The organism is Escherichia sp. MOD1-EC5495, assembly GCF_002965965.1.
Classification (GTDB): domain Bacteria; phylum Pseudomonadota; class Gammaproteobacteria; order Enterobacterales; family Enterobacteriaceae; genus Escherichia; species Escherichia ruysiae.
Genome location: NZ_PTRI01000002.1, coordinates 127385 through 149402 on the forward strand (window position 1 = coordinate 127385; position 22018 = coordinate 149402).

The following is a 22018-nucleotide window of genomic DNA, read 5'->3' on the forward strand; positions in this document are numbered from 1 at the left end:
GAAAGCATAAATTAAAAATGTACAGAAGCGTAGAACGTTATGCCTGGTTTATAAAATGAACCTTCAATTTTATTTTTTATGAAAACGGCATTTCATTTTCCGGTTTCGTTTATACCGATGGTTTATGTGGGAATTATCGAAGATAACAGATTTGCGCAACGCTGGGATCAGTCTTAAAAAGTAAAAAAATATATTTGCTTGAACGATTCACCGTTTTTTTCATCCGGTTAAATATGCAAAGATAAATGCGCAGAAATGTGTTTCTCAAACCGTTCATTTATCACAAAAGGATTGTTCGATGTCCAACAATGGCTCGTCACCGCTGGTGCTTTGGTATAACCAACTCGGCATGAATGATGTAGACAGGGTTGGGGGCAAAAATGCCTCCCTGGGTGAAATGATTACTAACCTTTCCGGAATGGGCGTTTCCGTTCCGAATGGTTTCGCCACCACCGCCGATGCGTTTAACCAGTTTCTGGATCAAAGCGGCGTAAACCAGCGCATTTATGAACTGCTGGATAAAACGGATATTGACGATGTTACCCAGCTTGCGAAAGCAGGCGCGCAAATCCGCCAGTGGATTATCGACACTCCCTTCCAGCCTGAGCTGGAAAACGCCATCCGCGAAGCCTATGCACAGCTTTCCGCCGATGACGAAAACGCCTCTTTTGCGGTGCGTTCCTCCGCCACCGCAGAAGACATGCCGGACGCCTCCTTCGCCGGTCAGCAGGAGACCTTCCTCAACGTTCAGGGTTTTGACGCCGTACTGGTGGCAGTGAAGCATGTCTTTGCTTCCCTGTTTAACGATCGCGCCATCTCTTATCGCGTTCACCAGGGGTATGATCACCGTGGCGTGGCGCTCTCAGCCGGTGTTCAGCGGATGGTGCGTTCCGACCTCGCATCTTCTGGCGTGATGTTCTCCATTGATACCGAATCCGGTTTCGACCAGGTGGTGTTTATCACTTCCGCATGGGGTCTCGGTGAGATGGTTGTGCAGGGCGCGGTTAACCCGGATGAGTTTTACGTGCATAAACCGACGCTGGCGGCGAATCGCCCGGCTATCGTGCGCCGTACCATGGGGTCGAAAAAAATCCGCATGGTCTACGCGCCGACTCAGGAGCACGGCAAGCAGGTTAAAATTGAAGATGTGCCACAGGAACAACGTGACATCTTCTCGCTGACCAACGAAGAAGTGCAGGAACTGGCAAAACAGGCCGTACAAATTGAGAAACACTACGGTCGCCCGATGGACATTGAGTGGGCGAAAGATGGCCACACCGGCAAACTGTTTATTGTGCAGGCACGTCCGGAAACCGTGCGTTCACGCGGTCAGGTCATGGAACGTTATACGCTGCATTCACAGGGCAAGATTATCGCCGAAGGCCGCGCTATCGGTCATCGCATTGGCGCGGGGCCGGTGAAAGTCATCCATGACATTAGCGAAATGAACCGCATCGAACCTGGCGACGTGCTGGTCACTGACATGACCGACCCGGACTGGGAACCGATCATGAAGAAAGCCTCTGCCATCGTCACCAACCGTGGCGGACGTACCTGTCACGCGGCGATCATCGCCCGTGAACTGGGTATTCCGGCGGTGGTAGGGTGTGGCGATGCGACTGAACGGATGAAAGACGGTGAGAAGGTCACCGTTTCCTGCGCTGAAGGCGACACCGGTTACGTTTATGCTGAGTTGCTGGAATTTAGCGTGAAAAGCTCCAGCGTGGAAACCATGCCGGATCTGCCGCTGAAAGTGATGATGAACGTCGGTAACCCGGATCGTGCGTTTGACTTTGCCTGTCTGCCAAATGAAGGCGTAGGTCTGGCGCGCCTGGAATTTATCATCAACCGCATGATTGGCGTTCACCCGCGCGCACTGCTTGAGTTTGACGACCAGGAACCGCAGTTGCAAAACGAAATCCGCGAGATGATGAAAGGCTTTGATTCCCCGCGTGAATTTTACGTTGGTCGTCTGACTGAAGGGATCGCGACGCTGGGCGCTGCGTTTTATCCGAAGCGCGTCATTGTCCGTCTCTCTGATTTTAAATCCAACGAATATGCAAACCTGGTCGGTGGCGAGCGTTACGAGCCGCATGAAGAGAACCCGATGCTGGGCTTCCGTGGCGCCGGTCGCTACGTTTCTGATAGCTTCCGCGACTGCTTCGCGCTGGAGTGTGAAGCGGTGAAACGTGTGCGCAACGACATGGGGTTAACCAACGTTGAGATCATGATCCCGTTCGTGCGTACCGTTGACCAGGCGAAAGCGGTGGTTGAAGAACTGGCGCGTCAGGGGCTGAAACGTGGTGAGAACGGGCTGAAGATCATCATGATGTGTGAAATTCCGTCCAACGCCTTGCTGGCAGAACAGTTCCTCGAATATTTCGACGGCTTCTCTATCGGCTCAAACGACATGACACAGCTGGCGCTTGGCCTGGACCGCGACTCCGGCGTGGTGTCTGAACTGTTTGATGAGCGCAACGATGCCGTGAAAGCACTGCTGTCGATGGCGATCCGTGCCGCGAAGAAACAGGGCAAATACGTCGGGATTTGCGGTCAGGGGCCGTCTGACCACGAAGACTTTGCCGCATGGTTGATGGAAGAGGGGATCGACAGCCTGTCTCTGAACCCGGACACCGTAGTGCAAACCTGGTTAAGTCTGGCTGAACTGAAGAAATAAAATATAACCCCGGCGACAATATGTCGCCGGGGTTAGCTATTTGCGGAAACGGGTCTTATTCAGTAATTCCGCAATAACCCTCGGTTAATCGCTGAATAATATCTTTTCTGAGCAAAAATTTTTGTATTTTACCGGATGCAGTGCGGGGTAACTTTTCAGTTATCACAATATGTTCAGGGTATTTATATTTCGCTACCCGTTTACGACTAAAAAATGCCACCACATCTTCCAGCGATAATGAATGATGTGGTGATTTTAATACAATATAAGCACACGAGCGTTCGCCTAAGCGTTCATCGGGCATCGCAACTACGCAGGCATCATGAATTTTGGGATGCTGCAACAATATATCCTCCACTTCACGGCTGCTAATATTTTCTCCGCCACGGACAATAATATCTTTCTTGCGTCCGGTTATTTTTATATAACCCGCCTCATCCATACAACAGAGATCGCCACTGTAATACCAGCCTTCATCATCCAGCGCACGGGCGGTTAATTCAGGTTCATCAAAATAACCCATAAACACATTGGGGCCGCGCGAGGCCTCTTCACCTTCACAACCGGCCGGTAAGGTCTTGCGTGCGTCATCGACGACTTTGATTTCCACGCCAGCGGCAGCGTAACCATCGGTATGCATAAAGCGCGACAACGGATCGTCGAGATTCACCACCGCGTGCGGCGAGCTTTCTGTGGAGCCATAAACACTTAACAATTTAATGCCGCGTTGTTGGCATTCTCGCGCCACTTTTTTGGGGATCGTGGTGCCACCGCAAAGAAAGAAACGCAGCGCAGAAAGATCTGCGGGCTGTTTTTCCAGTAAATTCAAAAGGTCATAGACAAATGGCGTTGCGCCGAGCATACAGGTGCAACGTTGTTGCTCAAGCAACGAGAGACAGGTTTCAGGGGTGAAAATATCTAACAAGACGCTCCGTGCGCCTACCAAAAACGGCGCCGTTACGCCATGCAGAAAACCTGTCGCATGACCCAGCGGTGCCGGCATCATAAAAACATCCTGCCAGGTCAGATTCAGCCGCGCACAATATGCCCGTTCGCTGGCGAGAATATTATTATGTGTCAGCATCACGCCCTTTGGCATACCTTCAGTTCCGGAGGTAAACAGCACCGCCGCTAATTCATCGCCGTGAACCGATATCGCCGTCATCAGCGGGGTATTATCGGTAATAATCTGGCTTAACGAGAGAGACGATGTGGCGGGAGTCAGTTTGTCCACGCCGACAATTTGTTGCAGATGTGGAAGCTGATTTTGCAGCGGCAGGATTAAATCTACCGGACGCGTTTGTTTAAACAACGTCGGGGCAAAAAACATTTTGGCCTGGCACTTATTGAGCACCCACACCAGTTCCGCTTCTCGCCAGGAAGGCAACAACGGCACGGAAACTGCGCCGGTTTTCAGGCAGGCGAGATAGATAACGGTAAATTCACACCAGCCGGGCAGTTGAAATGCGACGCGATCGCCGGTTTCAATACCGTTCGCCAGCATCCAGTTTGCCAGACAGCTCGCGGCCTGATCGAGCGCGCTATAGGTGTACGCTGCGCCATGATTATCGACCACGGCAATTTTGTCTGGCATCGCACGAGCGGTCTGCTGCCAGTAATCGGCCAGCGAAGCATCACCCCATAACCCTTGCTGCCGATAGGCTGCACGACGCTGCGCGTTAAACGTTAATGTCACTTTCATTTTGGACTCTCGAAACAAAACGTCAGGCCCGATGTGCGGGCCTGTGGGATGCGTGATTAACCGTAGCGGAAATCAATACCGAAAGTGCCAGCAGGGTATTGCCATTGTTCGAGGATAGTGTTGCCGCAAAGCACCCGACATGTTCCGCATTCGAGACAACCGGCAGAATCAAAATGAATATTTCCCGCTTCATCCTGTTTATAAAGTCCTGCCGGGCAGGCTTTCATTAATTTACGAAATTCATTGATATCAGGGTTTGCCGCCAGAATGATGTGCGGATGTCCTTCATCAACATGGAATTTATTGACGCCTAATTTGACCTCAACATTAACCGTAGCATTCTGGCTCATAGCGCGGTTGCTCCCTTAATGCCATCTTTGAGCAAGTTGATCAGCCCGATTTTCTTCGCATGTCCCATGATCATCTTGCGCACCGGCTGGTTAGGTTTGCCGTCGATGGTGAACATATCGTTCATGATGTCGGCGACCATGCGCGGGTATTGGCTAAACAGGCGCGGGTTTTCCATCAGCGCCGGGATTTTGCGAAAATGCTGCATATCGCGCATGACGCAACTCTGTTCCAGCTCACGTTTGTATTGCGCCAGACTGCTGGTGGAGAAATCCGCGCGTTCTTTGGCGGCAATCACCGTTGTGGCTGCAGCCTGTGCCGACGCGATGGCTAAATCCATTCCGCGAACCGTAAAGCCCAGATTGAGGCAGAAACCGGCGGCGTCACCGACGATCATCACACCATCGTTAACCAGTTGCGGCACCATCGCCAGACCACCTTCCGGCACCATATGCGCGGAATATTCAAGCAGTTTGCCACCGCTAATTAGCGGGCGTATGGCGGGGTGCTGTTTAAAATCTTCCAGCATTTGCGGCACGCTTTTTTGCGCATGGGCGATATCACCCAATCCGCAGACCAGACCCAACGATACGGAGTCGTGATTGGTATAAAGGAATCCGCCGCTCATTAATCCGTCAGAAGGAGAACCGGCAAACAGCCAGGCGGCGCCTTCATTGTCGGTAACGTTAAAGCGATCGTTGATTTGTTCTGGCGTGAGGCCAATGACCTCTTTAACACCAACAGCGTAATGATGCGGATCGGAGGCGGGAACCATTCCCAGCGAACGACCAAGAATTGAGTTAACGCCATCAGCCAGAATCACCACATTCGCTTCGAGAATATCATCCCCGGCCTGGACGCCAGTGACCTTGTTTCCTTCGCGAACCAGCGCATCGACGCGAACGCCCTGGATAAACTGCGCACCCGCCTGTTCTGCTTGTTCCATCAGCCACGGATCGAGGCGGTTGCGCAATACGGTATAAGACGCTTGCTGCGGGGCATCCGGTTGCTCACGGTGAAAATCGAGGGTAACGGCGCTCTCTTCGGTTAAGAAGGAGATTTTCTCGCGTGTGACCTTGCGTTCAACCGGTGCAGATGCAGCAAAGCCGGGAATAATAGCCTCAAGCGTGTGGGTATAAAGACGCCCGCCAGTCATATTTTTGCATCCGGCGCTGTCACCGCGTTCTATCACCAGGACATCCAGTCCGGCTCGCGCCATCACCAGTGCGGCGACGCTACCGGCAACGCCCGCACCGACCACAATGGCATCAAATTTATCATCCGACATGCGTTATGCTCCCTTCCCGCTGTGTTAACAGCGGGAGATGTGGTTGAAAAGGAATTAGCGATTCAAATGGCTAATCAGGGCAGGGACGACGTTGTAGATATCGCCTACCAGACCGTAGTCGGCATAGTTAAAGATTGGCGCGTTTTTATCTTTATTGATGGCGACAATCACTTTTGCGCCGTTGCCGCCGACCATATGCTGGATCTGCCCGGAAATCCCCAGCGTCAGGTAGAGATCGGATTTCAGCAACACGCCGGAGACGCCGATATAACGTTCACGTTCCATCCAGTTCTCGCCTTCGGCAATCGGGCGTGAGCAGCCGACTTCAGCATTTAGCGCCGCCGCCAGTTCGTGAACCATTTTCAGATCATCCTGAGCCGCCAGACCACGCCCGACGCCGACCACGCGTTTTGCTTTACTCAGATCCACACTGCTTGCCGCTTTAGCGCGGCGTTCGCGACAGAGAATTTCATGACGCGGGGCAACGTAAGGCACCGTTTCAATCGGGCATTGATGAGAAGCATTGCTCGTGCACGGTTCCTGAACACCGGGCGCAAGGGTAATTATCGCCAGCGGGCTGGTGATCTTTTCCTGAGCGAACGCTAGCCCGCCATACATACGGTGTTCGGCGCAAATGTGACCATCGACAATATCCACCGCCGTGGCATCGTTCACCAGCGCCGCATTCAGTTGCACACTTAACCGTGCTGCCAGAGCTTTACCGCGTTTCGTCGCGGCCATCAGCAACATAGCGGGGTGTTTATCTTTAAGCAGGGCAGCAATGCTTTCAGCGTAATTTTCAGTGCGTTGCAGCGCAGCGTTTTGCTCAAGAACATAAATACATTTTGGGCCATAAGGCATAACCGCCTGCGCCTGGTCGGCATTTTGCACAATGGCATACACCTGTTGTCCCCATTGCTGCGCACCGCCAAACAGTTCGGCATAACGTTCAGGATTATCGCTAAAGACCCAGACGTTGTTTAATTGACTCATCGTTTCTTCTCCGTAGGCTTTAGTTCAGGGCTTTCTTCAGGTGTTCCGCCAGCTCGGCAATCGCTTCCGGCGAATCGTTATCGAGAATGATGTGTTTACGTTCTGTTTGTGGCGGTACGCGAATGCCGGTCAGTTCAGCAAGTGGCGCGCTCTGGCTCCAGCCGATATCACTCGCCTGCCACTGGTTCACCGGTTTTTTGCCTGCACCGAGAATGGCTTTCATGGAGGGGATACGTGGAACGTTGATATCAGACGTGACGCAAAGTACGGCGGGAAGCGAGAGTGCAATAACCTCAACTTCCTCTTCGAGTGTGCGTTCAGCCACCAGTGTATCGCCCTGACGCGCAATGGCACTCACCGCATTAATCACCGGAAGTTGCAATATTTCCCCCACCAGCAGACCGACCTGCTGGGCATAGAGATCGCCGGAACCTTCACCAAAGATCAGTACATCAAAGCCGATTTTTTCTGCTGCGGTTGCCAGCGCCTTTGCGGTATCGACGGGCAGCGCGTGTTCAAGTTGGGCATCCTGCACCATATAAAGACTATGTGGCCCGCGTGATAACACGTCTTTGCGCACTTTTGAGTTCTGCAACAACGAACCGCCAACCGTCAGCGCGGCTATCTCGTCATCATCCGTTGCGAGCTGGCTTGCAGCTTCAATGGCATTGAGATCGAACTGGCTGATTTTGGCGTCGGCATTGTCGAAATTAAGGGTGTATTCGGGAGTGACAACAATGTCCTGTTCTTCAGGCACCAGCTTAAAGCAGGTTATTATTTTCATGATTTCTCCTGTGGGTCGCATACGGAACCATCTCCGATGGAAGGTAAAAATGGCCTGAAAATAGTGTGCGATAGCAGTGCGGGGTTTTCGACGGAGCAAGCTGTTTTCCTTGCCAACAATCTTGCAAAAAAAATGCGATCGCTAAAACAAAAGTGCAGTTAGCAGCAATATTGTTATGCCATGACCGTACAATCTTGCATTCGGTTTAAATAATCTTGTTTAGCTCTCGCTAAACGCGGTTGTATAACCGCAATACACACCGTATTTTATTCGGCATATATTGCTTTTGCTTGCTCATGGAATAGGGAGGTTGTCATGTATCAACGCTGTTTTGATAATGCCAGCGAAACGCTGTTTGTCTCTGGAAAAACGCCACGGCTTTCACGTTTTGCATTTAGCGATGATCCTAAATGGGAGTCTGGACATCACGTTCATGACAATGAAACTGAGCTGATTTATGTCAAGAAAGGGGTGGCAAGGTTTACCATTGACTCCTCGTTATATGTAGCCCATGCCGATGACATTGTGGTGATAGAACGCGGCAGACTTCATGCGGTGGCTTCTGATGTCAACGATCCAGCAACGACCTGTACCTGTGCGCTGTACGGTTTTCAGTTTCAGGGGGCAGAGGAAAACCAGCTTCTGCAACCACATTCATGTCCGGTAATTGCCGCAGGGCAGGGAAAAGAGGTCATTAAAACCTTATTTAATGAGCTAAGCGTGATTTTGCCGCAAAGTAAAAATAGTCAGATATCTTCGTTATGGGACGCATTTGCCTATACATTAGCAATTCTTTACTACGAAAATTTTAAAAATGCGTATCGTTCGGAGCAGGGGTATATTAAAAAAGATGTTCTGATAAAAGATATTCTCTTTTACCTGAATAATAACTATCGCGAAAAAATCACCCTGGAACAGTTATCGAAAAAGTTTCGTGCCAGTGTCAGCTATATTTGTCATGAGTTTACTAAAGAATATCGAATTTCCCCTATTAATTATGTTATTCAACGGCGTATGACGGAAGCGAAATGGTCACTCACCAATACTGAATTATCACAGGCAGAGATCTCCTGGCGTGTGGGTTATGAAAATGTCGATCACTTCGCCAAACTGTTTTTGCGCCATGTCGGCTGTTCGCCCAGTGATTACCGCAGGCAATTTAAAAACTGTTTTGCGGAACAAGAAACCTTTTCTGAATTTCCTCAACCCGTAAGTCTTGCCGGATAAATCTGGCGGCGCAGTTTTGCAAGAAGCTGCGCCGCCTGCAGATTATTTGTTCTGATAATCTTTCAGGATCTGCCGACCTGCCACGTAAATCATAATTTCGTCTGTACCGCCGCCGATACGTTCACAGCGGACATCACGCCAGAAGCGGGAAACGCGCGCTTCATCGGTATAGCCCAGACCGCCCATGATTTGAATCGCATCATCAATAACTTCCATCGCGGTACGTGCGCAGTACAGTTTTGCCAGCGCCGCGCTGGTGCGCAGTGACTGATGCTGGTCAGCTTGCCATGCCACTTTCAGCACCATGTTGCGCATGTTGTCGATCTTAATCGCCATCAGCGCCAGTTTTTCCTGGATCATCTGGTTATGCCCAATCGGCTTACCAAAAGCGATACGCTGGTTGGCATAGCGGGCTGCATCTTCGAAGGCGCATTCGGCAAAGCCGGTGCTTCGTGCGGCGTTGATCAGGCGCTCCATCTCAAAGTTGTACATCACATTGAGGAAGCCCATTCCTTCTTCGCCCACCATGTCGCTCTCTTCAACCTCTACGTTGTCGAGATAAACTTCGCAGGTGCTGAGCATATGCCAGCCGATTTTATGCAGTGGGTTGATCTTAATACCAGGCTTACCGGAGTCGACCCACCACAGGGTGAAGGCTTTTTTCGGATCTTTCGGTTGTGGATCGCGCGCCAGCACCAGCATGTACGGATACTCTTTCGCGCCGGTAATAAAGGTTTTCTGTCCGTTGATATAAACCTTGCCATTTTTACGCGTGTAAGTGGTGGTGGCGCTGTTGTTGTCTGAGCCAGCGCCCGGTTCCGTCAATGCCAGGGCATAGGCGGGATCACCCGTTTCCAGGGTGCTTTCTGCCGTTTTACGTAGCTGCTCTGCAGAACCGAAGCGGCGCATACTGTGAATACACTGACCGTTGGTAATCAAAAACGCTGGAGCACCGCATTTTGACACTTCCATCAGCGCCAGCATTTGGGTGACGTAATCCGCAGGGATACCGCCAAATTCTTCCGGCACGCCAAGCATGGAAATACCGTTATCCGCCAGCGGCCGCATAAACTCGCGCGGGTATGTCCCGTTTTGATCACAGGTGCGGAAATACTCTTCCGGGAAGTTAGTCGTAATCAACTCGCGAATACTGGCCAACAGCAGTTCTTGTTCTTCGGTTAAAGAAAAATCCATTGTTATACTCCTGTTAATGAGCCGCTTCAGGCAGGACAAAACCCATCGCCGCATCGATAAATAATCTTTCGTCCATTAGTTTGAGTTCTGGCGAAATAACCGGGGTGAAATCCATTTTGTCGAGAATATCTTTTTGTAAATCGACACCGGGAGCGATTTCGATTAAATGCAGACCATCTTCTTTCAGCGTGAATACGGCGCGTTCAGTGATATAACGAACATCAAGTCCCCGTTCGAGAGCAATTTTTCCACTAAACGTGATTTCTGGTAGTTCACGGATAAATTTCTTCACCCGACCTTCCTGAACGATATTTAATTTACCGTCGGAAATTTCTGTTTTTAAACTTCCTGCGGTTAACGTGCCACAGAAAATAATTTTCTTCGAGGTGGCGCTGATATCAATAAATCCGCCAGTGCCCATGATTTTGCCATTGAATTTATGTACGCCGACGTTACCGTGCTGGTCGACTTCGGCAAAACTCAAATAACAAACATCCAGACCACCGCCGTGGTAAAAATCGAACTGGGACGTCATATCCAGAATGGCGCGGGTATTAACATTTGCGCCAAAGGCGATACCTTGCGAGGTAATACCGCCAATCGGACCCGTTTCCACAGTCAGAATAAAGTCATCAGCACATCCTTCTTCCCGGGCGACCAGACCAATGCCATCGGCAATACCGACGCCGACATTACCGACCGCACCTTTACGCATTTCGTATAGTGCGCGCCGTGCAACTAATTTACGCTGATTAAGCGGCAGACTAAGTTTGGTACTGTCATCAAGGGTGAAGTCGCCAGAAATAAAACGGTTAACTGGTGCGCCGCCATACAACTGGGTTTGATCCGGATCGACAACGACAATATCTACCAGGTAGCCCGGAATACGCACCGCCTTCGGATGCAGCGTGGCTTTCTTAACCATTTTCTGCACCTGCATCATTACGATACCGCCGTTATTGTGCACCGCCTGAGCAATGACCAGCGCGTCGAGATACATCACTTCATCTTCAAAGGTGGCATAGCCTTCGCTGTCGCAGGTGGTGGCGCGAATAAAGGCGATATCCGGCGCAATCGCTTTGTAATAGAGATATTCTTTATTATCAAACTCGACCAGTTTAATCAGGTCTTCTTTGGTTACTTCATTCAGTTTGCCGCCTTGTTGGCGAGGGTCAACGAACGTACCGATACCAATATCACTAATAATACCAGGCTGGTGGGCAGCAGCAGCGCGTAAGGTTTGTGTAAGTACGCCTTGTGGATAGTTATAAGCAATAATTTTATTTTGTTCTGCAAGGTCAGAAATACGCGGCGATTGTCCCCAGTGTCCGCATAATGCCCATTTCACCAGACCTTCTTGCGCCAGCGGACTAATACCACGGTCGGCGCGATCGCCAAGCCCTGTAGGGCTAATAATTGATAAATTACGTGGCGTTTGAGTCTGTTTATATTTATCAGCAAGAGCAGTAATTAATGTGGTGGCTTCCAGAATACCGCCGCCAGCGCCTAATACACAAAGCGTTGCTTCGTCGGGAATATAATTCACTGCTTCCTGTGCCGACAGGACCGGCACTCGTCCATTAATACGAGGTGGTTTTACAGGTTTCATTATTTTTTCCTGATTCAGGTGTGAATTTCCCTGCGCCAGCTAGAAAAAATAGCGCGCAGGTATCCACGGAATATTTTTATTAAATACTCTTAAAACACTTGTTTTTATTTCGGCGGGTGAGGGTGTTCCCGCCGGAATGTTATTGATTATGCCTGATGCAAAATAGTTAATACTGTGCGCAAATCATTCACTGATATTTGCCCGGGGGCAGAGGCTTTTTTTACTGCGCCAAAGGTTGCCGCCGAACCGAAAACTTCACCCGCCAGACGGGAAATTACGCCAGTTTTTGCCATCGACATCGTAATGATTGGACGATCGGCATACTGTTCCTGCATCTCCAGGGTCGCGGCAAGTAACGTCAGCACATCGCTGGTGCTTTGTGGCATCAGCGCAATTTTGGGAATATCAGCGTCGAAGGACTGCATTTTGCGCAGACGGGCGATGATTTCTTCGGCCTCCGGTGTTTTATGAAAGTCATGGTTGGACATGACAACTTTCACATCATGCGCATGGGCGTAGGCGACGGTTTCTTTAACCTGATCATCGCCGGTAAATAACTCCAGATCGATCATATCGACCAGACCGCTGTCGATGGCTGCGCGATTGAGTGCAATATAAGCCTCGGTGGAAATCGCCTGCTCGCCGCCTTCTTTGGCACTGCGGAAGGTAAACAGCAGTGGTTTTTCCGGCATTACCTCGCGGATAGCTTTTGCCGCTGCCATGACCGACTCTACGCAGGAGAGGTCGGCAAAGTGGTCCACGCGCCACTCCAGAATATCAAAGTCTGCTTCACGATAGACGAGAGCTTCAGACTTCACGCTGGCGATATCTTTCGCCATCAGCGAGACGATGATTTTTGGTGCGCCCGTGCCAATGACGAGATCTTTTACAGTTACGGTTTTCATTTCTTACCCTTTCTGCACGCGGTCAGCCTGTCAGGCGCCGAACCCCATGACCTGTTTAACATATTCCAGAGGGAAATCTTTGCCAGTCCATAACGTGAACTGTTCAGCCCCTTGCCACAACAACATGCCGTATCCATCAATCGTTTTGCAACCCGCTTGTTGCGCCTGCTGCAATAACTTCGTCATATGCGGGTTATATACGCATTCAGTGACCAGAAGTCCTGGATGTAACAAGCTGATATCATTAACTAATGATTCATTCTCAAGGGGTTTCATACCCACTTTGGTGCCGTTGGTTAAAATGTCAGCAGAAGCCAGCGCCTCGGCAAAGGCCTGCTGATCGGCGAGATCCGTAACTGTGACGACGCAATCGGTGTTTTCGTTGACCCGTTGCGCGAAGGCGAGGGCTTTATCAAAAAACTCATCCCGACGGTTAAAGAGTTTAATTTCTTTTAACCCTTCAATCGCCCCCTGCGCGCCAATTGCCGTTGAGGCGCCACCGGCACCTAACAGCACCATCGTTTTGCCTTTGATATCAAAACCGCTCTCTTTAATGGCGCGAATATGGCCTGTGCCGTCGGTGTTATAACCGCGCAGGTAGCCGTTATCATTAACGATGGTATTGATGGCGCCCACCAGTTTCGCCGCAGGCGTTAATTCATCAACATATTCACACGCCAGTTGTTTGTTCGGCATCGACACACCGGTACCGCGCATTTTTAAGGCTTTTAATCCTTCAATTGCTCCGGCAAAGCTATCGTTATCCACCTCAAAGGCCATATAGGTAAATGGTAATCCTGCTTTTTCTAAGGCTTTATTTTGCATTTCAGGCGATAAACTGTGGCGGATAGGATAGGCCATCAGCCCAATCAATTCGTATTTAGCGGTAACATCCATAATTAACTCCTTTAACCTCTGTGCTTAATTGTGTTTAAAATAACGCTCACCTAACCGGATATCATTTTGGGGAATAATGAATACGCGGTAATAGCGAATGAAAACAATAATCGCGGTAATCAGAGCCAGCAGCGCGAAAGTAAAATCGAGAACGATGATATATTGCAGGCCGATATTTGACAGATAACCGGTAATCAGAGGAATAACAAAGTTTGCCAGACCTCCCATCATCATATAAATACTGGTAACTTTGGCTTTGCTTTTGGGGAAAAACTCCGACATGACCGAAACGCCGAGTTGTAAAATGCCGCCAGCCGCTGAGAAACCGATAACAAAGGCTCCGGCATTACACACTAGCGGAGAAGGGTAGAGATAGATAATAGCAGCAGTTACCGTTGCCAGTGCAGAGTTAAATACGTTAGCCCAGATGGGGCGTACTATTTTTTTCAGTAGCGCGGCAAAAATAAAGACACAGACCAGCGAACCCATACTGTAATAAGAGATGGTTTTTAATGCCTCGGCTTCCGACATACCGGCAAATGCCATTGCATATTTGGGCATCCACACCACAATCACATAAAAGGTCGAGAATGCGGCGACACCGAACAGTACCGATGAAACACCTTCCAGCCAGACTAACGGTTTACTGTTCATTTGCGGTAATTCATTAGCAACGCTGGCGTCCACCAATTGGCTGGGGAATTTGCTTTTCAACAGCATTAGCGTGATCAGTACAAACAGGATGCCCGGAATAATCAGCCCATAGCCGTACCAGATGTTATTCAGCAGCATATAACTCACCAGCATTGGATAGAACATTTGCCCGAATGACACCATTGCTTTAACCAGTATTACCGCCGACCCGGAGGCTTTCGGAAAGCATTCCATTAACGCCGGGTAACCACCGGTATCCAGCGCCGAGTTAGCGATACCTACGCACACTGCCAGACAGTAAGCGAGAGTTAAATTCGGGCAAGCGGGAATACCAAAGAAGAACAACAGATACATGGCGACTGCCATTAATATTACCGCTCGCCGACCAAATTTGTCGGAGATCACACCGAAGAATAAAATACTGATCAGGCGACCCAGGCCAATACCGGAAATTAAATAAGCAATACCCGCGTTGTCAGTCGAAAATTTTTCTGCCAGAGATGACATGTTCTGTGCAAGTGTAATAACACTAATGCCGTGCAGAAAATAGCTGAAGTAAATACAAAGAACAGCCAGGATAAATGGCGTGCTGAAAGCCTTATTTTGAGACATTTTCACAGCTCCTTGCTGAAAGATAATTTTGTTACCGTACGTATTGTTCTTCGACGGTTTTCATAATCACTATACTGAAGATGATTTTCCCTGGGTACATGGCATAAAGTTTATGTTTCCAGGTATATTGCATGAGATAGTTTGTTTTTGATCGTGATTTCCCCTAATTAGCGCAGAAAGATTAATTTATCCGTAAGATCTTGCATGTCCTGAAAAGAATATTGCATTACCCACCCGTGGCGACATTTTCTTTTAGCGATGGATGTTGTGTTTCCTTGTGACTGCGTAAGCCAATAAACAGCGCCAGTAAAAATCCAACGGCAGCGATGGCGGTATCGAACCACATAATATCGGCAATACTTCTTTGTGATAGATGAGCCGTAATCAACGGAATGGTAAAGGTTGCAATACTTCCCGCACTGTAATAAATCCCGGTTGCTTTACCTTTAGCGTAGGGAAAACGTTCAGCCATTAACGTCAGGCCAATTTGTACAACGCCTCCAGCAGAGGTAAAACCAATAACGAAAGCGAATGTTATTACCACATAAAATATGGGATACAGGCAAACGGTGAGCAGGGCAATAAATGAGATAAAAGTGTACAGCATCAACAATGTTGTCGGGTGAATCGCTTTACGAATGAGCGGCGCACTAATAAATACGCAAAGCAGCGATCCCACGGTGTAGATGCTGAGTAATTTGATCGACATTGTGTATGACATGCCAGCGACAAATTGCCCGTATTGTGCCAGCCACTGGCTGACCAGATAAAACGTTGCCATTGAGATATAGCCATATAAGGTATAACTGGCTAAATCGATTATTGAGCAGCGATGCTCCGCAGAAGTGGTTGTTTTATTTACTGCCGGTAAGCAACGACCCGGATGCGGTGGAAATGTACAGCGGTATAAAAACAGACCGTTAATAATCATAAAGCCTGCGGCAATCATAAAAGACCAACCAAACCACAGTTCGGCCCACACTAACAGGCTGATGATTAGCGGCAATAAAAATTGCCCGCTGGAAACAAAGGCTTTAATTAAAATATTGGCTGTACCCGGCGAATGAGGAAAGGCTTCCATCAGGCTGGGATAAGTGCCTGCATCGAGAAAACTGTTTGCCATTCCGGCCAGAAAACCAAAAACATAAGCGATAATAATGTTATTGGTGTGCAGGATGCCAAAAAAGAAGGCGATATAGCAGCACATACCGAGAATGATAAACGGTCGTCGACCGAAGCGATCGGATAATAAGCCAGAAAGAAACAGGACGCTTAATCGGCCAATGCCTAATGATGAGATAACAATCGAGACACCTGCCGCATTGGTATGCCAAAGCGTCTCCAGCGAGGCCATATTCAGAGTCATCAAAATGACGCCCATACCATGTACCAGGTAATTGAAATACAACCCCAGCGCGGTAGGGAGATAGGGACTTTTCATAAGATCCACTTAGCAACTTTGCTTTAAAAAATGTGGCGATATTGCGTTAATATCCGGTCATTATTCTTGTAATAATGGCTATTGATTCCCGTTAAAATGTCAACAAAGACGCTCAAGGTTGTGCGCATATAACTCAGCGGCTACTGATTGATAAATCTTCCAGTCAATAAAATCGCCGTCAGGGTAGACACGTTGAAACGCGGTTAAATCAGGGAAGAAGCGCATGGTGTTATTGCCGATGCGGTTATTTATTTTCTCTATGATGGCGTGAAGATGTTTTTTTCTTTGCTGACGCATAGCCAGCAATTTTTCAACGACGCTATCAGGAATGGCGCTTTTGCCATTTTCCCAGTGCCGCCAGCTTTCGCTGTCACCTGTCTGGGCAATCCAGGTCGCGCATTCATCAACAGTCATGGCAAAAATATGGCGTAGTGCCTGGAGTTCATAAGCGTTCATAGGTAATCGCTGCATCAAAAATAGAATAAAATATAAATAACATTATCAGCCTGCTAACGGCTTGAAGAGAGTCACAGTATCTTGTGCAACATTATTGGAAAGAATGAATGGCGAGATAAGTAAACGGAAAAATGTTAAAAAAAAGCCCATCGTGGGAGATGGGCAAAGACTACACACAGCAATTCGTTGTTTCACTCAGGGGATTTCCATACTTATAAATCAATATGTTGATTTATAACCGTGAGCTAATAGTAGGCATACGGACTTTTTGCGTCGATCAGATTCGTCTCATTAGTTTAAAAACTGTAAAGAATTTGCGACAGGTACTACCAGCTGAATGGGGGTAAGCAGGGAAATACGAGGTTGAGAAATGAAATATCAATTAGCGATGGTTAACAATCAGGCGGCAGAGCCGCCTGATGAGAGAGTTACTTATTCGGCTTTTCAATTTCGCCCAGTTCTTCGAGAATTTCTTCCGGCTGGTCAGTCGGTGGCGGGACTTCTTCCACCCACGCGGCAAACAGACGCCAGGAAACGGCTAACAGAACCGGACCAATAAACAGACCGATCATCCCGAAGGCAATCAAACCACCGATAACTCCGGAGAGGATCAGGATCAGCGGTAAATCGGCACCCATGCGAATTAACATCGGGCGAATCACGTTATCCAGTGTGCCAACCACACCACTCCACACCAGCAATACCGTGCCCCAGGTGGTATCACCGGTCCAGTAGAGCCAGATAATCGCCGGAATCAACACCGGCAGCGGGCCAAGCTGGACAAGGCAGGAGAGGATCATTAACACCGTCAGCAGCGTTGCGTAAGGAACGCCGGATACCGCCAAACCGATACCGCCAAGAACCGCCTGCACCAACGCTGTTACCACCACGCCCAGCGCCACCGCACGGATAGCCTGCGCCGCCAGCAGGACTGCGGCATCACCGCGAACGCCTGCCAGACGAGTTGCAAAATGGCGAATGCCTTGCGCTACCTGTTCACCGCGCCAGTACAGCAGGGCGCTGAAGAGAAGCATGAGCGCACAATGCACCATAAATCGCCCGATATGCGCCGCCTGCCCAACAAACCAGGTGGTGGTGGTGCCAATATAAGGACGGACTTTCGCCATGATCGCCGTCCCCCCCATATCCAGCAAATTGTGCCAGCCTGCATACAGCTTCGCGCCAATCACCGGAATGGTATTAAGCCACGCCAGATCGGGTAACGTCATGTCGCCGCTGGAAATGGCTTTAATCAACGGCCCACTGCCATCGACGATACTGTTAACCAACAAGGCAATAGGGATGATAAACACCATCACTAATAACAGCGTCATCACCAGAACGGCGAGAGAGCGGCGACCAAACATGATCTTTTGCAAGCGTAACAATACCGGCCAGGTAGCGATCACCACCGTACCGGCCCACGCAAAGCCGAGAACGAAGGGTTGAACAATCCACAGACATGCCACAATCATGATGGCTAAAAACAGCACCGAAAGCAGAATTTGTGCGACATCCCTGGGCTGACGAACATTTACCATAACTACTTTTCACCTTTTTTGTGCGTCAAATCGTCGACGCGACGTGAACACGCGAAACTCACCTGCATAATGATGAGCAATTTCAGCGTTTTTTAACAGGCCGATTCTGCCCTTAATTCTGATGGGCGTGTAAGAAAAAAATGTGGTACAACAATTCAGGCAACACGCAAACGATTAATCTCTCATCACAGACCGCAGGAAAGGGTCAATATAATGATTCCACAGATTTCCCAGGCACCCGGCGTCGTTCAACTGGTGCTTAATTTTTTGCAAGAGCTGGAGCAACAGGGGTTTACCGGCGATACGGCGACAAGTTATGCCGATCGTCTGACAATGTCGACCGACAACAGTATTTACCAACTTCTCCCCGATGCAGTGGTATTTCCGCGTTCGACCGCAGATGTGGCATTAATCGCTCGTCTGGCTGCGCAAGAACGCTATTCATCGCTGATCTTCACCCCGCGCGGTGGCGGCACTGGCACTAATGGTCAGGCGCTCAACCAGGGGATTATTGTTGATATGTCCCGTCATATGAATCGCATCATTGAAATTAACCCTGAAGAGGGCTGGGTGCGCGTTGAAGCGGGGGTAATTAAAGACCAACTGAATCAGTATCTGAAACCATTTGGCTACTTTTTTGCACCGGAACTTTCAACCAGCAACCGGGCAACGCTCGGCGGGATGATCAATACCGATGCTTCCGGTCAGGGCTCGCTGGTCTATGGCAAAACGTCAGATCACGTGCTCGGCGTGCGGGCGGTGTTGTTGGGGGGCGATATTCTCGATACGCAACCTTTACCCGTCGAACTGGCGGAAACGCTGGGTAAAACCAATACCGCTATTGGGCGTATCTATAAAACGGTTTATCAACGCTGCCGTAAGCAACGCCAGTTAATTATCGACAAATTCCCCAAACTTAATCGCTTCCTTACCGGTTACGATCTGCGTCATGTCTTTAACGATGAGATGACTGAGTTCGATTTGACGCGCATTCTGACGGGTTCAGAAGGGACGCTGGCCTTTATTACCGAAGCGCGACTGGATATTACTCGCTTGCCGAAAGTGCGCCGTCTGGTGAACGTCAAATATGACTCTTTTGACTCCGCGCTGCGTAACGCGCCGTTTATGGTTGAGGCGCGGGCGCTTTCGGTAGAGACGGTGGACTCAAAAGTGCTGAATCTGGCGCGGGAGGATATTGTCTGGCATTCCGTCAGCGAGTTGATTACTGACGTGCCCGAGAAAGAGATGCTCGGGCTGAACATTGTGGAATTTGCTGGTGATGATGAGGCGCTGATTGACCAGCGGGTAAATGCACTCTGTGCGCGGCTGGACGAACTTATCGCTAGTCAGCAAGCAGGCGTCATTGGCTGGCAGGTGTGCCGCGAGCTGGCAGGCGTTGAACGTATCTATGCGATGCGTAAAAAAGCCGTAGGCCTGCTTGGCAATGCAAAAGGCGCCGCCAAGCCCATTCCGTTTGCCGAAGATACCTGCGTACCGCCGGAACATCTGGCGGATTATATAGCCGAATTTCGCGCGCTGCTCGACAGCCACGGCTTAAGCTACGGTATGTTCGGTCACGTCGATGCGGGTGTTTTGCACGTTCGTCCGGCGCTGGATATGTGCGATCCGCAACAAGAGATTTTGATGAAGCAAATCTCTGATGACGTGGTGGCGTTGACTGCGAAATATGGTGGATTGTTGTGGGGCGAGCACGGTAAAGGTTTTCGCGCCGAATACAGCCCGGCGTTTTTCGGTGAGGAACTTTTCGCAGAACTGCGCAAAGTTAAAGCGGCATTTGACCCGCATAATCGACTAAACCCAGGGAAAATTTGTCCGCCAGAAGGTCTCGATGCACCGATGATGAAAGTGGACGCGGTGAAGCGCGGTACATTTGACCGGCAGATCCCCATCGCGGTACGTCAGCAGTGGCGCGGAGCAATGGAATGTAACGGCAACGGTTTATGCTTCAACTTTGATGCCCGCAGCCCCATGTGTCCGTCGATGAAGATCACCCAGAACCGGATTCATTCACCGAAAGGGCGCGCAACGCTGGTGCGTGAATGGCTACGTTTGCTGGCTGACCGTGGTGTTGATCCTCTAAAACTGGAACAAGAACTGCCGGAATCGCGAGCCAGTTTGCGGACGTTAATTGCCCGCACGCGCAATAGCTGGCACGCAAATAAAGGCGAATATGACTTCTCCCACGAAGTGAAAGAGGCGATGTCAGGCTGTCTGGCCTGTAAAGCCTGTTCGACCCAGTGCCCCATCAAAATTGACGTGCCGGAGTTCCGCTCTCGTTTCCTGCAACTCTATCACACCCGTTATTTACGCCCGCTGCGCGACCATCTTGTGGCGACGGTCGAAAGTTATGCGCCGCTGATGGCGCGAGCGCCGAAGACGTTTAACTTTTTCATTAACCAGCCTCTGGTGCGCAAACTGTCGAAAAAACACATCGGCATGGTCGACTTGCCGCTGCTGTCAGTTCCCTCGCTGCAACAACAAATGGTGGGGCATCGCTCGGCAAACATGACGCTGGAACAGCTTGAAGCTCTCAATGCAGAGCAGAAAGCGCGCACGGTGTTGGTGGTGCAGGACCCCTTTACCAGCTATTACGATGCGCAAGTGGTGGCGGATTTTGTCCGTCTGGTCGAAAAATTAGGTTTCCAGCCTGTGTTACTGCCATTTTCGCCAAATGGCAAAGCCCAGCATATCAAAGGTTTTCTTAATCGTTTTGCGAAGACGGCGAAAAAGACGGCGGATTTCCTCAACCGTACGGCGAAGCTGGGTATGCCAATGGTGGGCGTCGATCCGGCGCTGGTACTTTGTTATCGCGATGAATATAAACTGGCGCTGGGCGAGGAGCGTGGCGAGTTTAACGTCTTACTGGCGAATGAATGGCTGACAAGCGCACTTGAGTCACAGCCAGTGGCTGCGGTCAGCGGTGAACCATGGTATTTCTTTGGTCACTGTACCGAAGTCACCGCCTTGCCGGGGGCGCCAGCACAATGGGCCGCGATATTTGCCCGTTTTGGCGCGAAGCTGGAAAATGTCAGTGTGGGTTGTTGCGGTATGGCGGGGACTTACGGACATGAAGCGAAAAATCATAAAAACTCGCTTGGGATCTATGAGTTATCCTGGCATCAGGCGATGCAGCGTCTGCCGCGAAATCGCTGTCTGGCGACCGGATATTCCTGCCGTAGTCAGGTAAAACGGGTTGAAGGCACGGGGGTACGCCATCCTGTGCAGGCATTACTGGAGATTATTAAATGATATGGAAACGTAAAATCACTCTTGAGGCGCTGAACGCCATGGGTGACGGAAACATGGTGGGGTTGCTGGATATTCGTTTTGAACATATTGGTGATGACACCCTGGAAGCGACAATGCCGGTAGACTCGCGGACAAAGCAGCCTTTCGGGCTGCTGCATGGCGGTGCGTCCGTGGTGCTGGCCGAAAGTATTGGTTCCGTTGCCGGTTATTTATGTACCGAAGGTGAGCAAAAAGTCGTTGGTCTGGAAATCAATGCTAACCATGTTCGCTCGGCACGAGAAGGGCGAGTTCGCGGCGTTTGCAAGCCGCTGCATCTTGGTTCACGTCATCAGGTCTGGCAGATTGAAATCTTCGACGAGAAAGGTCGTTTGTGCTGTTCATCACGATTGACGACCGCCATTTTGTGACGTTGTCACCAGA

Annotated in this window: 16 protein-coding genes, 1 other RNA gene and 1 pseudogene; 4 read left to right on the plus strand and 14 right to left on the minus strand. The window is 49.9% G+C overall.

Translation table 11 applies throughout. The annotated features are described in order from the left end of the window. Positions 1 to 298 precede the first annotated feature (298 nt). A complete protein-coding gene (gene ppsA, locus BEG40_RS02290) occupies positions 299 to 2677 on the plus strand; it encodes a phosphoenolpyruvate synthase (RefSeq protein WP_000069365.1) in 2379 nt (792 codons plus the stop codon). A 55-nt stretch (positions 2678 to 2732) separates the two neighbouring features. Here the strand turns inward: ppsA and fadK are convergent, their stop codons facing one another. From fadK to BEG40_RS02315, 5 genes are read right to left on the minus strand one after another with little or no spacing between them, the layout of a single operon-like run. After that, positions 2733 to 4379, minus strand: coding sequence for a medium-chain fatty-acid--CoA ligase (gene fadK, locus BEG40_RS02295; RefSeq protein WP_021550695.1), 1647 nt, complete (start codon positions 4377 to 4379; stop codon positions 2733 to 2735). A 56-nt stretch (positions 4380 to 4435) separates the two neighbouring features. Next, positions 4436 to 4729 (minus strand): ferredoxin family protein, encoded by a 294-nt coding sequence (locus tag BEG40_RS02300; protein WP_000081089.1) that lies wholly within the window; start codon positions 4727 to 4729, stop codon positions 4436 to 4438. Then, positions 4726 to 6015 (minus strand): FAD-dependent oxidoreductase, encoded by a 1290-nt coding sequence (locus BEG40_RS02305; RefSeq protein WP_105284811.1) that lies wholly within the window; start codon positions 6013 to 6015, stop codon positions 4726 to 4728. The genes BEG40_RS02300 and BEG40_RS02305 overlap by 4 nt, the downstream gene beginning before the upstream one ends. A gap of 54 nt (positions 6016 to 6069) precedes the next feature. Further along, the gene (locus tag BEG40_RS02310; RefSeq protein ID WP_105284812.1) at positions 6070 to 7008 is read right to left on the minus strand and encodes an electron transfer flavoprotein subunit alpha; all 939 of its coding nucleotides are present in this window, start codon (positions 7006 to 7008) and stop codon (positions 6070 to 6072) included. Between the two features lie 19 nt (positions 7009 to 7027). Then, positions 7028 to 7792, minus strand: coding sequence for an electron transfer flavoprotein (locus BEG40_RS02315; protein ID WP_105284813.1), 765 nt, complete (start codon positions 7790 to 7792; stop codon positions 7028 to 7030). 315 nt (positions 7793 to 8107) lie between these two features. Here BEG40_RS02315 and BEG40_RS02325 point away from each other — a divergent pair, with 315 nt between their 5' ends. Then, positions 8108 to 9019 carry an AraC family transcriptional regulator gene (locus tag BEG40_RS02325; protein ID WP_000284823.1) on the plus strand — a complete coding sequence of 304 codons (912 nt, stop codon included), beginning with the start codon at positions 8108 to 8110 and terminating at the stop codon, positions 9017 to 9019. Positions 9020 to 9061: 42 nt separating this feature from the next. On the opposite strand, the gene BEG40_RS02330 is transcribed toward BEG40_RS02325, so the two are convergent. The 9 genes and pseudogenes from BEG40_RS02330 to ydiK form a co-directional block, all read right to left on the minus strand. Then, positions 9062 to 10213 carry an acyl-CoA dehydrogenase gene (locus tag BEG40_RS02330; protein ID WP_105284815.1) on the minus strand — a complete coding sequence of 384 codons (1152 nt, stop codon included), beginning with the start codon at positions 10211 to 10213 and terminating at the stop codon, positions 9062 to 9064. A 13-nt stretch (positions 10214 to 10226) separates the two neighbouring features. Further along, entirely contained in the window at positions 10227 to 11822 is a 1596-nt protein-coding gene (locus tag BEG40_RS02335) for an acyl CoA:acetate/3-ketoacid CoA transferase (protein ID WP_105284816.1), read from the minus strand. Positions 11823 to 11968: 146 nt separating this feature from the next. Next, complete coding sequence (gene aroD / locus BEG40_RS02340; protein WP_000860205.1) at positions 11969 to 12727, minus strand: type I 3-dehydroquinate dehydratase; 759 nt, start codon at positions 12725 to 12727, stop codon at positions 11969 to 11971. 30 nt (positions 12728 to 12757) lie between these two features. After that, positions 12758 to 13624 carry a quinate/shikimate dehydrogenase gene (gene ydiB, locus BEG40_RS02345; RefSeq protein ID WP_000383454.1) on the minus strand — a complete coding sequence of 289 codons (867 nt, stop codon included), beginning with the start codon at positions 13622 to 13624 and terminating at the stop codon, positions 12758 to 12760. 11 nt (positions 13625 to 13635) lie between these two features. Further along, a pseudogene (locus BEG40_RS02350) lies at positions 13636 to 14890 on the minus strand (MFS transporter). A gap of 226 nt (positions 14891 to 15116) precedes the next feature. Next, a complete protein-coding gene (locus tag BEG40_RS02360) occupies positions 15117 to 16331 on the minus strand; it encodes an MFS transporter (protein WP_105284817.1) in 1215 nt (404 codons plus the stop codon). 99 nt (positions 16332 to 16430) lie between these two features. Next, positions 16431 to 16787 carry a YdiL family protein gene (locus BEG40_RS02365; RefSeq protein ID WP_000995295.1) on the minus strand — a complete coding sequence of 119 codons (357 nt, stop codon included), beginning with the start codon at positions 16785 to 16787 and terminating at the stop codon, positions 16431 to 16433. Between the two features lie 134 nt (positions 16788 to 16921). Continuing rightward, positions 16922 to 17029: antisense sRNA RprA (gene rprA, locus BEG40_RS02370), an RNA gene on the minus strand. A 186-nt stretch (positions 17030 to 17215) separates the two neighbouring features. Beyond that, on the minus strand, positions 17216 to 18328 hold the full coding sequence (gene ydiK / locus BEG40_RS02375; protein ID WP_000248654.1) for an AI-2E family transporter YdiK: 1113 nt from the start codon (positions 18326 to 18328) through the stop codon (positions 17216 to 17218). A gap of 213 nt (positions 18329 to 18541) precedes the next feature. Between ydiK and ydiJ the strand changes: the two genes are divergently transcribed. Both ydiJ and menI read left to right on the plus strand, forming a co-directional pair. Further along, positions 18542 to 21598, plus strand: coding sequence for a D-2-hydroxyglutarate dehydrogenase YdiJ (ydiJ, locus tag BEG40_RS02380; RefSeq protein WP_105284818.1), 3057 nt, complete (start codon positions 18542 to 18544; stop codon positions 21596 to 21598). After that, positions 21595 to 22005: a 1,4-dihydroxy-2-naphthoyl-CoA hydrolase gene (gene menI / locus BEG40_RS02385; RefSeq protein ID WP_000637978.1), complete on the plus strand. Its 411-nt coding sequence runs from the start codon at positions 21595 to 21597 to the stop codon at positions 22003 to 22005. Before ydiJ ends, menI begins: the two co-directional genes overlap by 4 nt. Positions 22006 to 22018 lie beyond the last annotated feature (13 nt).

Excerpts from the sequence above, each read along its gene's own strand:
- ppsA (WP_000069365.1), top strand. The coding sequence starts at position 299 with ATGTCCAACAATGGCTCGTCACCGCTGGTGCTTTGGTATAACCAACTC.
- fadK (WP_021550695.1), bottom strand. The coding sequence starts at position 4,379 with ATGAAAGTGACATTAACGTTTAACGCGCAGCGTCGTGCAGCCTATCGG.
- BEG40_RS02300 (WP_000081089.1), bottom strand. The coding sequence starts at position 4,729 with ATGAGCCAGAATGCTACGGTTAATGTTGAGGTCAAATTAGGCGTCAAT.
- BEG40_RS02305 (WP_105284811.1), bottom strand. The coding sequence starts at position 6,015 with ATGTCGGATGATAAATTTGATGCCATTGTGGTCGGTGCGGGCGTTGCC.
- BEG40_RS02310 (WP_105284812.1), bottom strand. The coding sequence starts at position 7,008 with ATGAGTCAATTAAACAACGTCTGGGTCTTTAGCGATAATCCTGAACGT.
- BEG40_RS02315 (WP_105284813.1), bottom strand. The coding sequence starts at position 7,792 with ATGAAAATAATAACCTGCTTTAAGCTGGTGCCTGAAGAACAGGACATT.
- BEG40_RS02325 (WP_000284823.1), top strand. The coding sequence starts at position 8,108 with ATGTATCAACGCTGTTTTGATAATGCCAGCGAAACGCTGTTTGTCTCT.
- BEG40_RS02330 (WP_105284815.1), bottom strand. The coding sequence starts at position 10,213 with ATGGATTTTTCTTTAACCGAAGAACAAGAACTGCTGTTGGCCAGTATT.
- BEG40_RS02335 (WP_105284816.1), bottom strand. The coding sequence starts at position 11,822 with ATGAAACCTGTAAAACCACCTCGTATTAATGGACGAGTGCCGGTCCTG.
- aroD (WP_000860205.1), bottom strand. The coding sequence starts at position 12,727 with ATGAAAACCGTAACTGTAAAAGATCTCGTCATTGGCACGGGCGCACCA.
- ydiB (WP_000383454.1), bottom strand. The coding sequence starts at position 13,624 with ATGGATGTTACCGCTAAATACGAATTGATTGGGCTGATGGCCTATCCT.
- BEG40_RS02360 (WP_105284817.1), bottom strand. The coding sequence starts at position 16,331 with ATGAAAAGTCCCTATCTCCCTACCGCGCTGGGGTTGTATTTCAATTAC.
- BEG40_RS02365 (WP_000995295.1), bottom strand. The coding sequence starts at position 16,787 with ATGAACGCTTATGAACTCCAGGCACTACGCCATATTTTTGCCATGACT.
- ydiK (WP_000248654.1), bottom strand. The coding sequence starts at position 18,328 with ATGGTAAATGTTCGTCAGCCCAGGGATGTCGCACAAATTCTGCTTTCG.
- ydiJ (WP_105284818.1), top strand. The coding sequence starts at position 18,542 with ATGATTCCACAGATTTCCCAGGCACCCGGCGTCGTTCAACTGGTGCTT.
- menI (WP_000637978.1), top strand. The coding sequence starts at position 21,595 with ATGATATGGAAACGTAAAATCACTCTTGAGGCGCTGAACGCCATGGGT.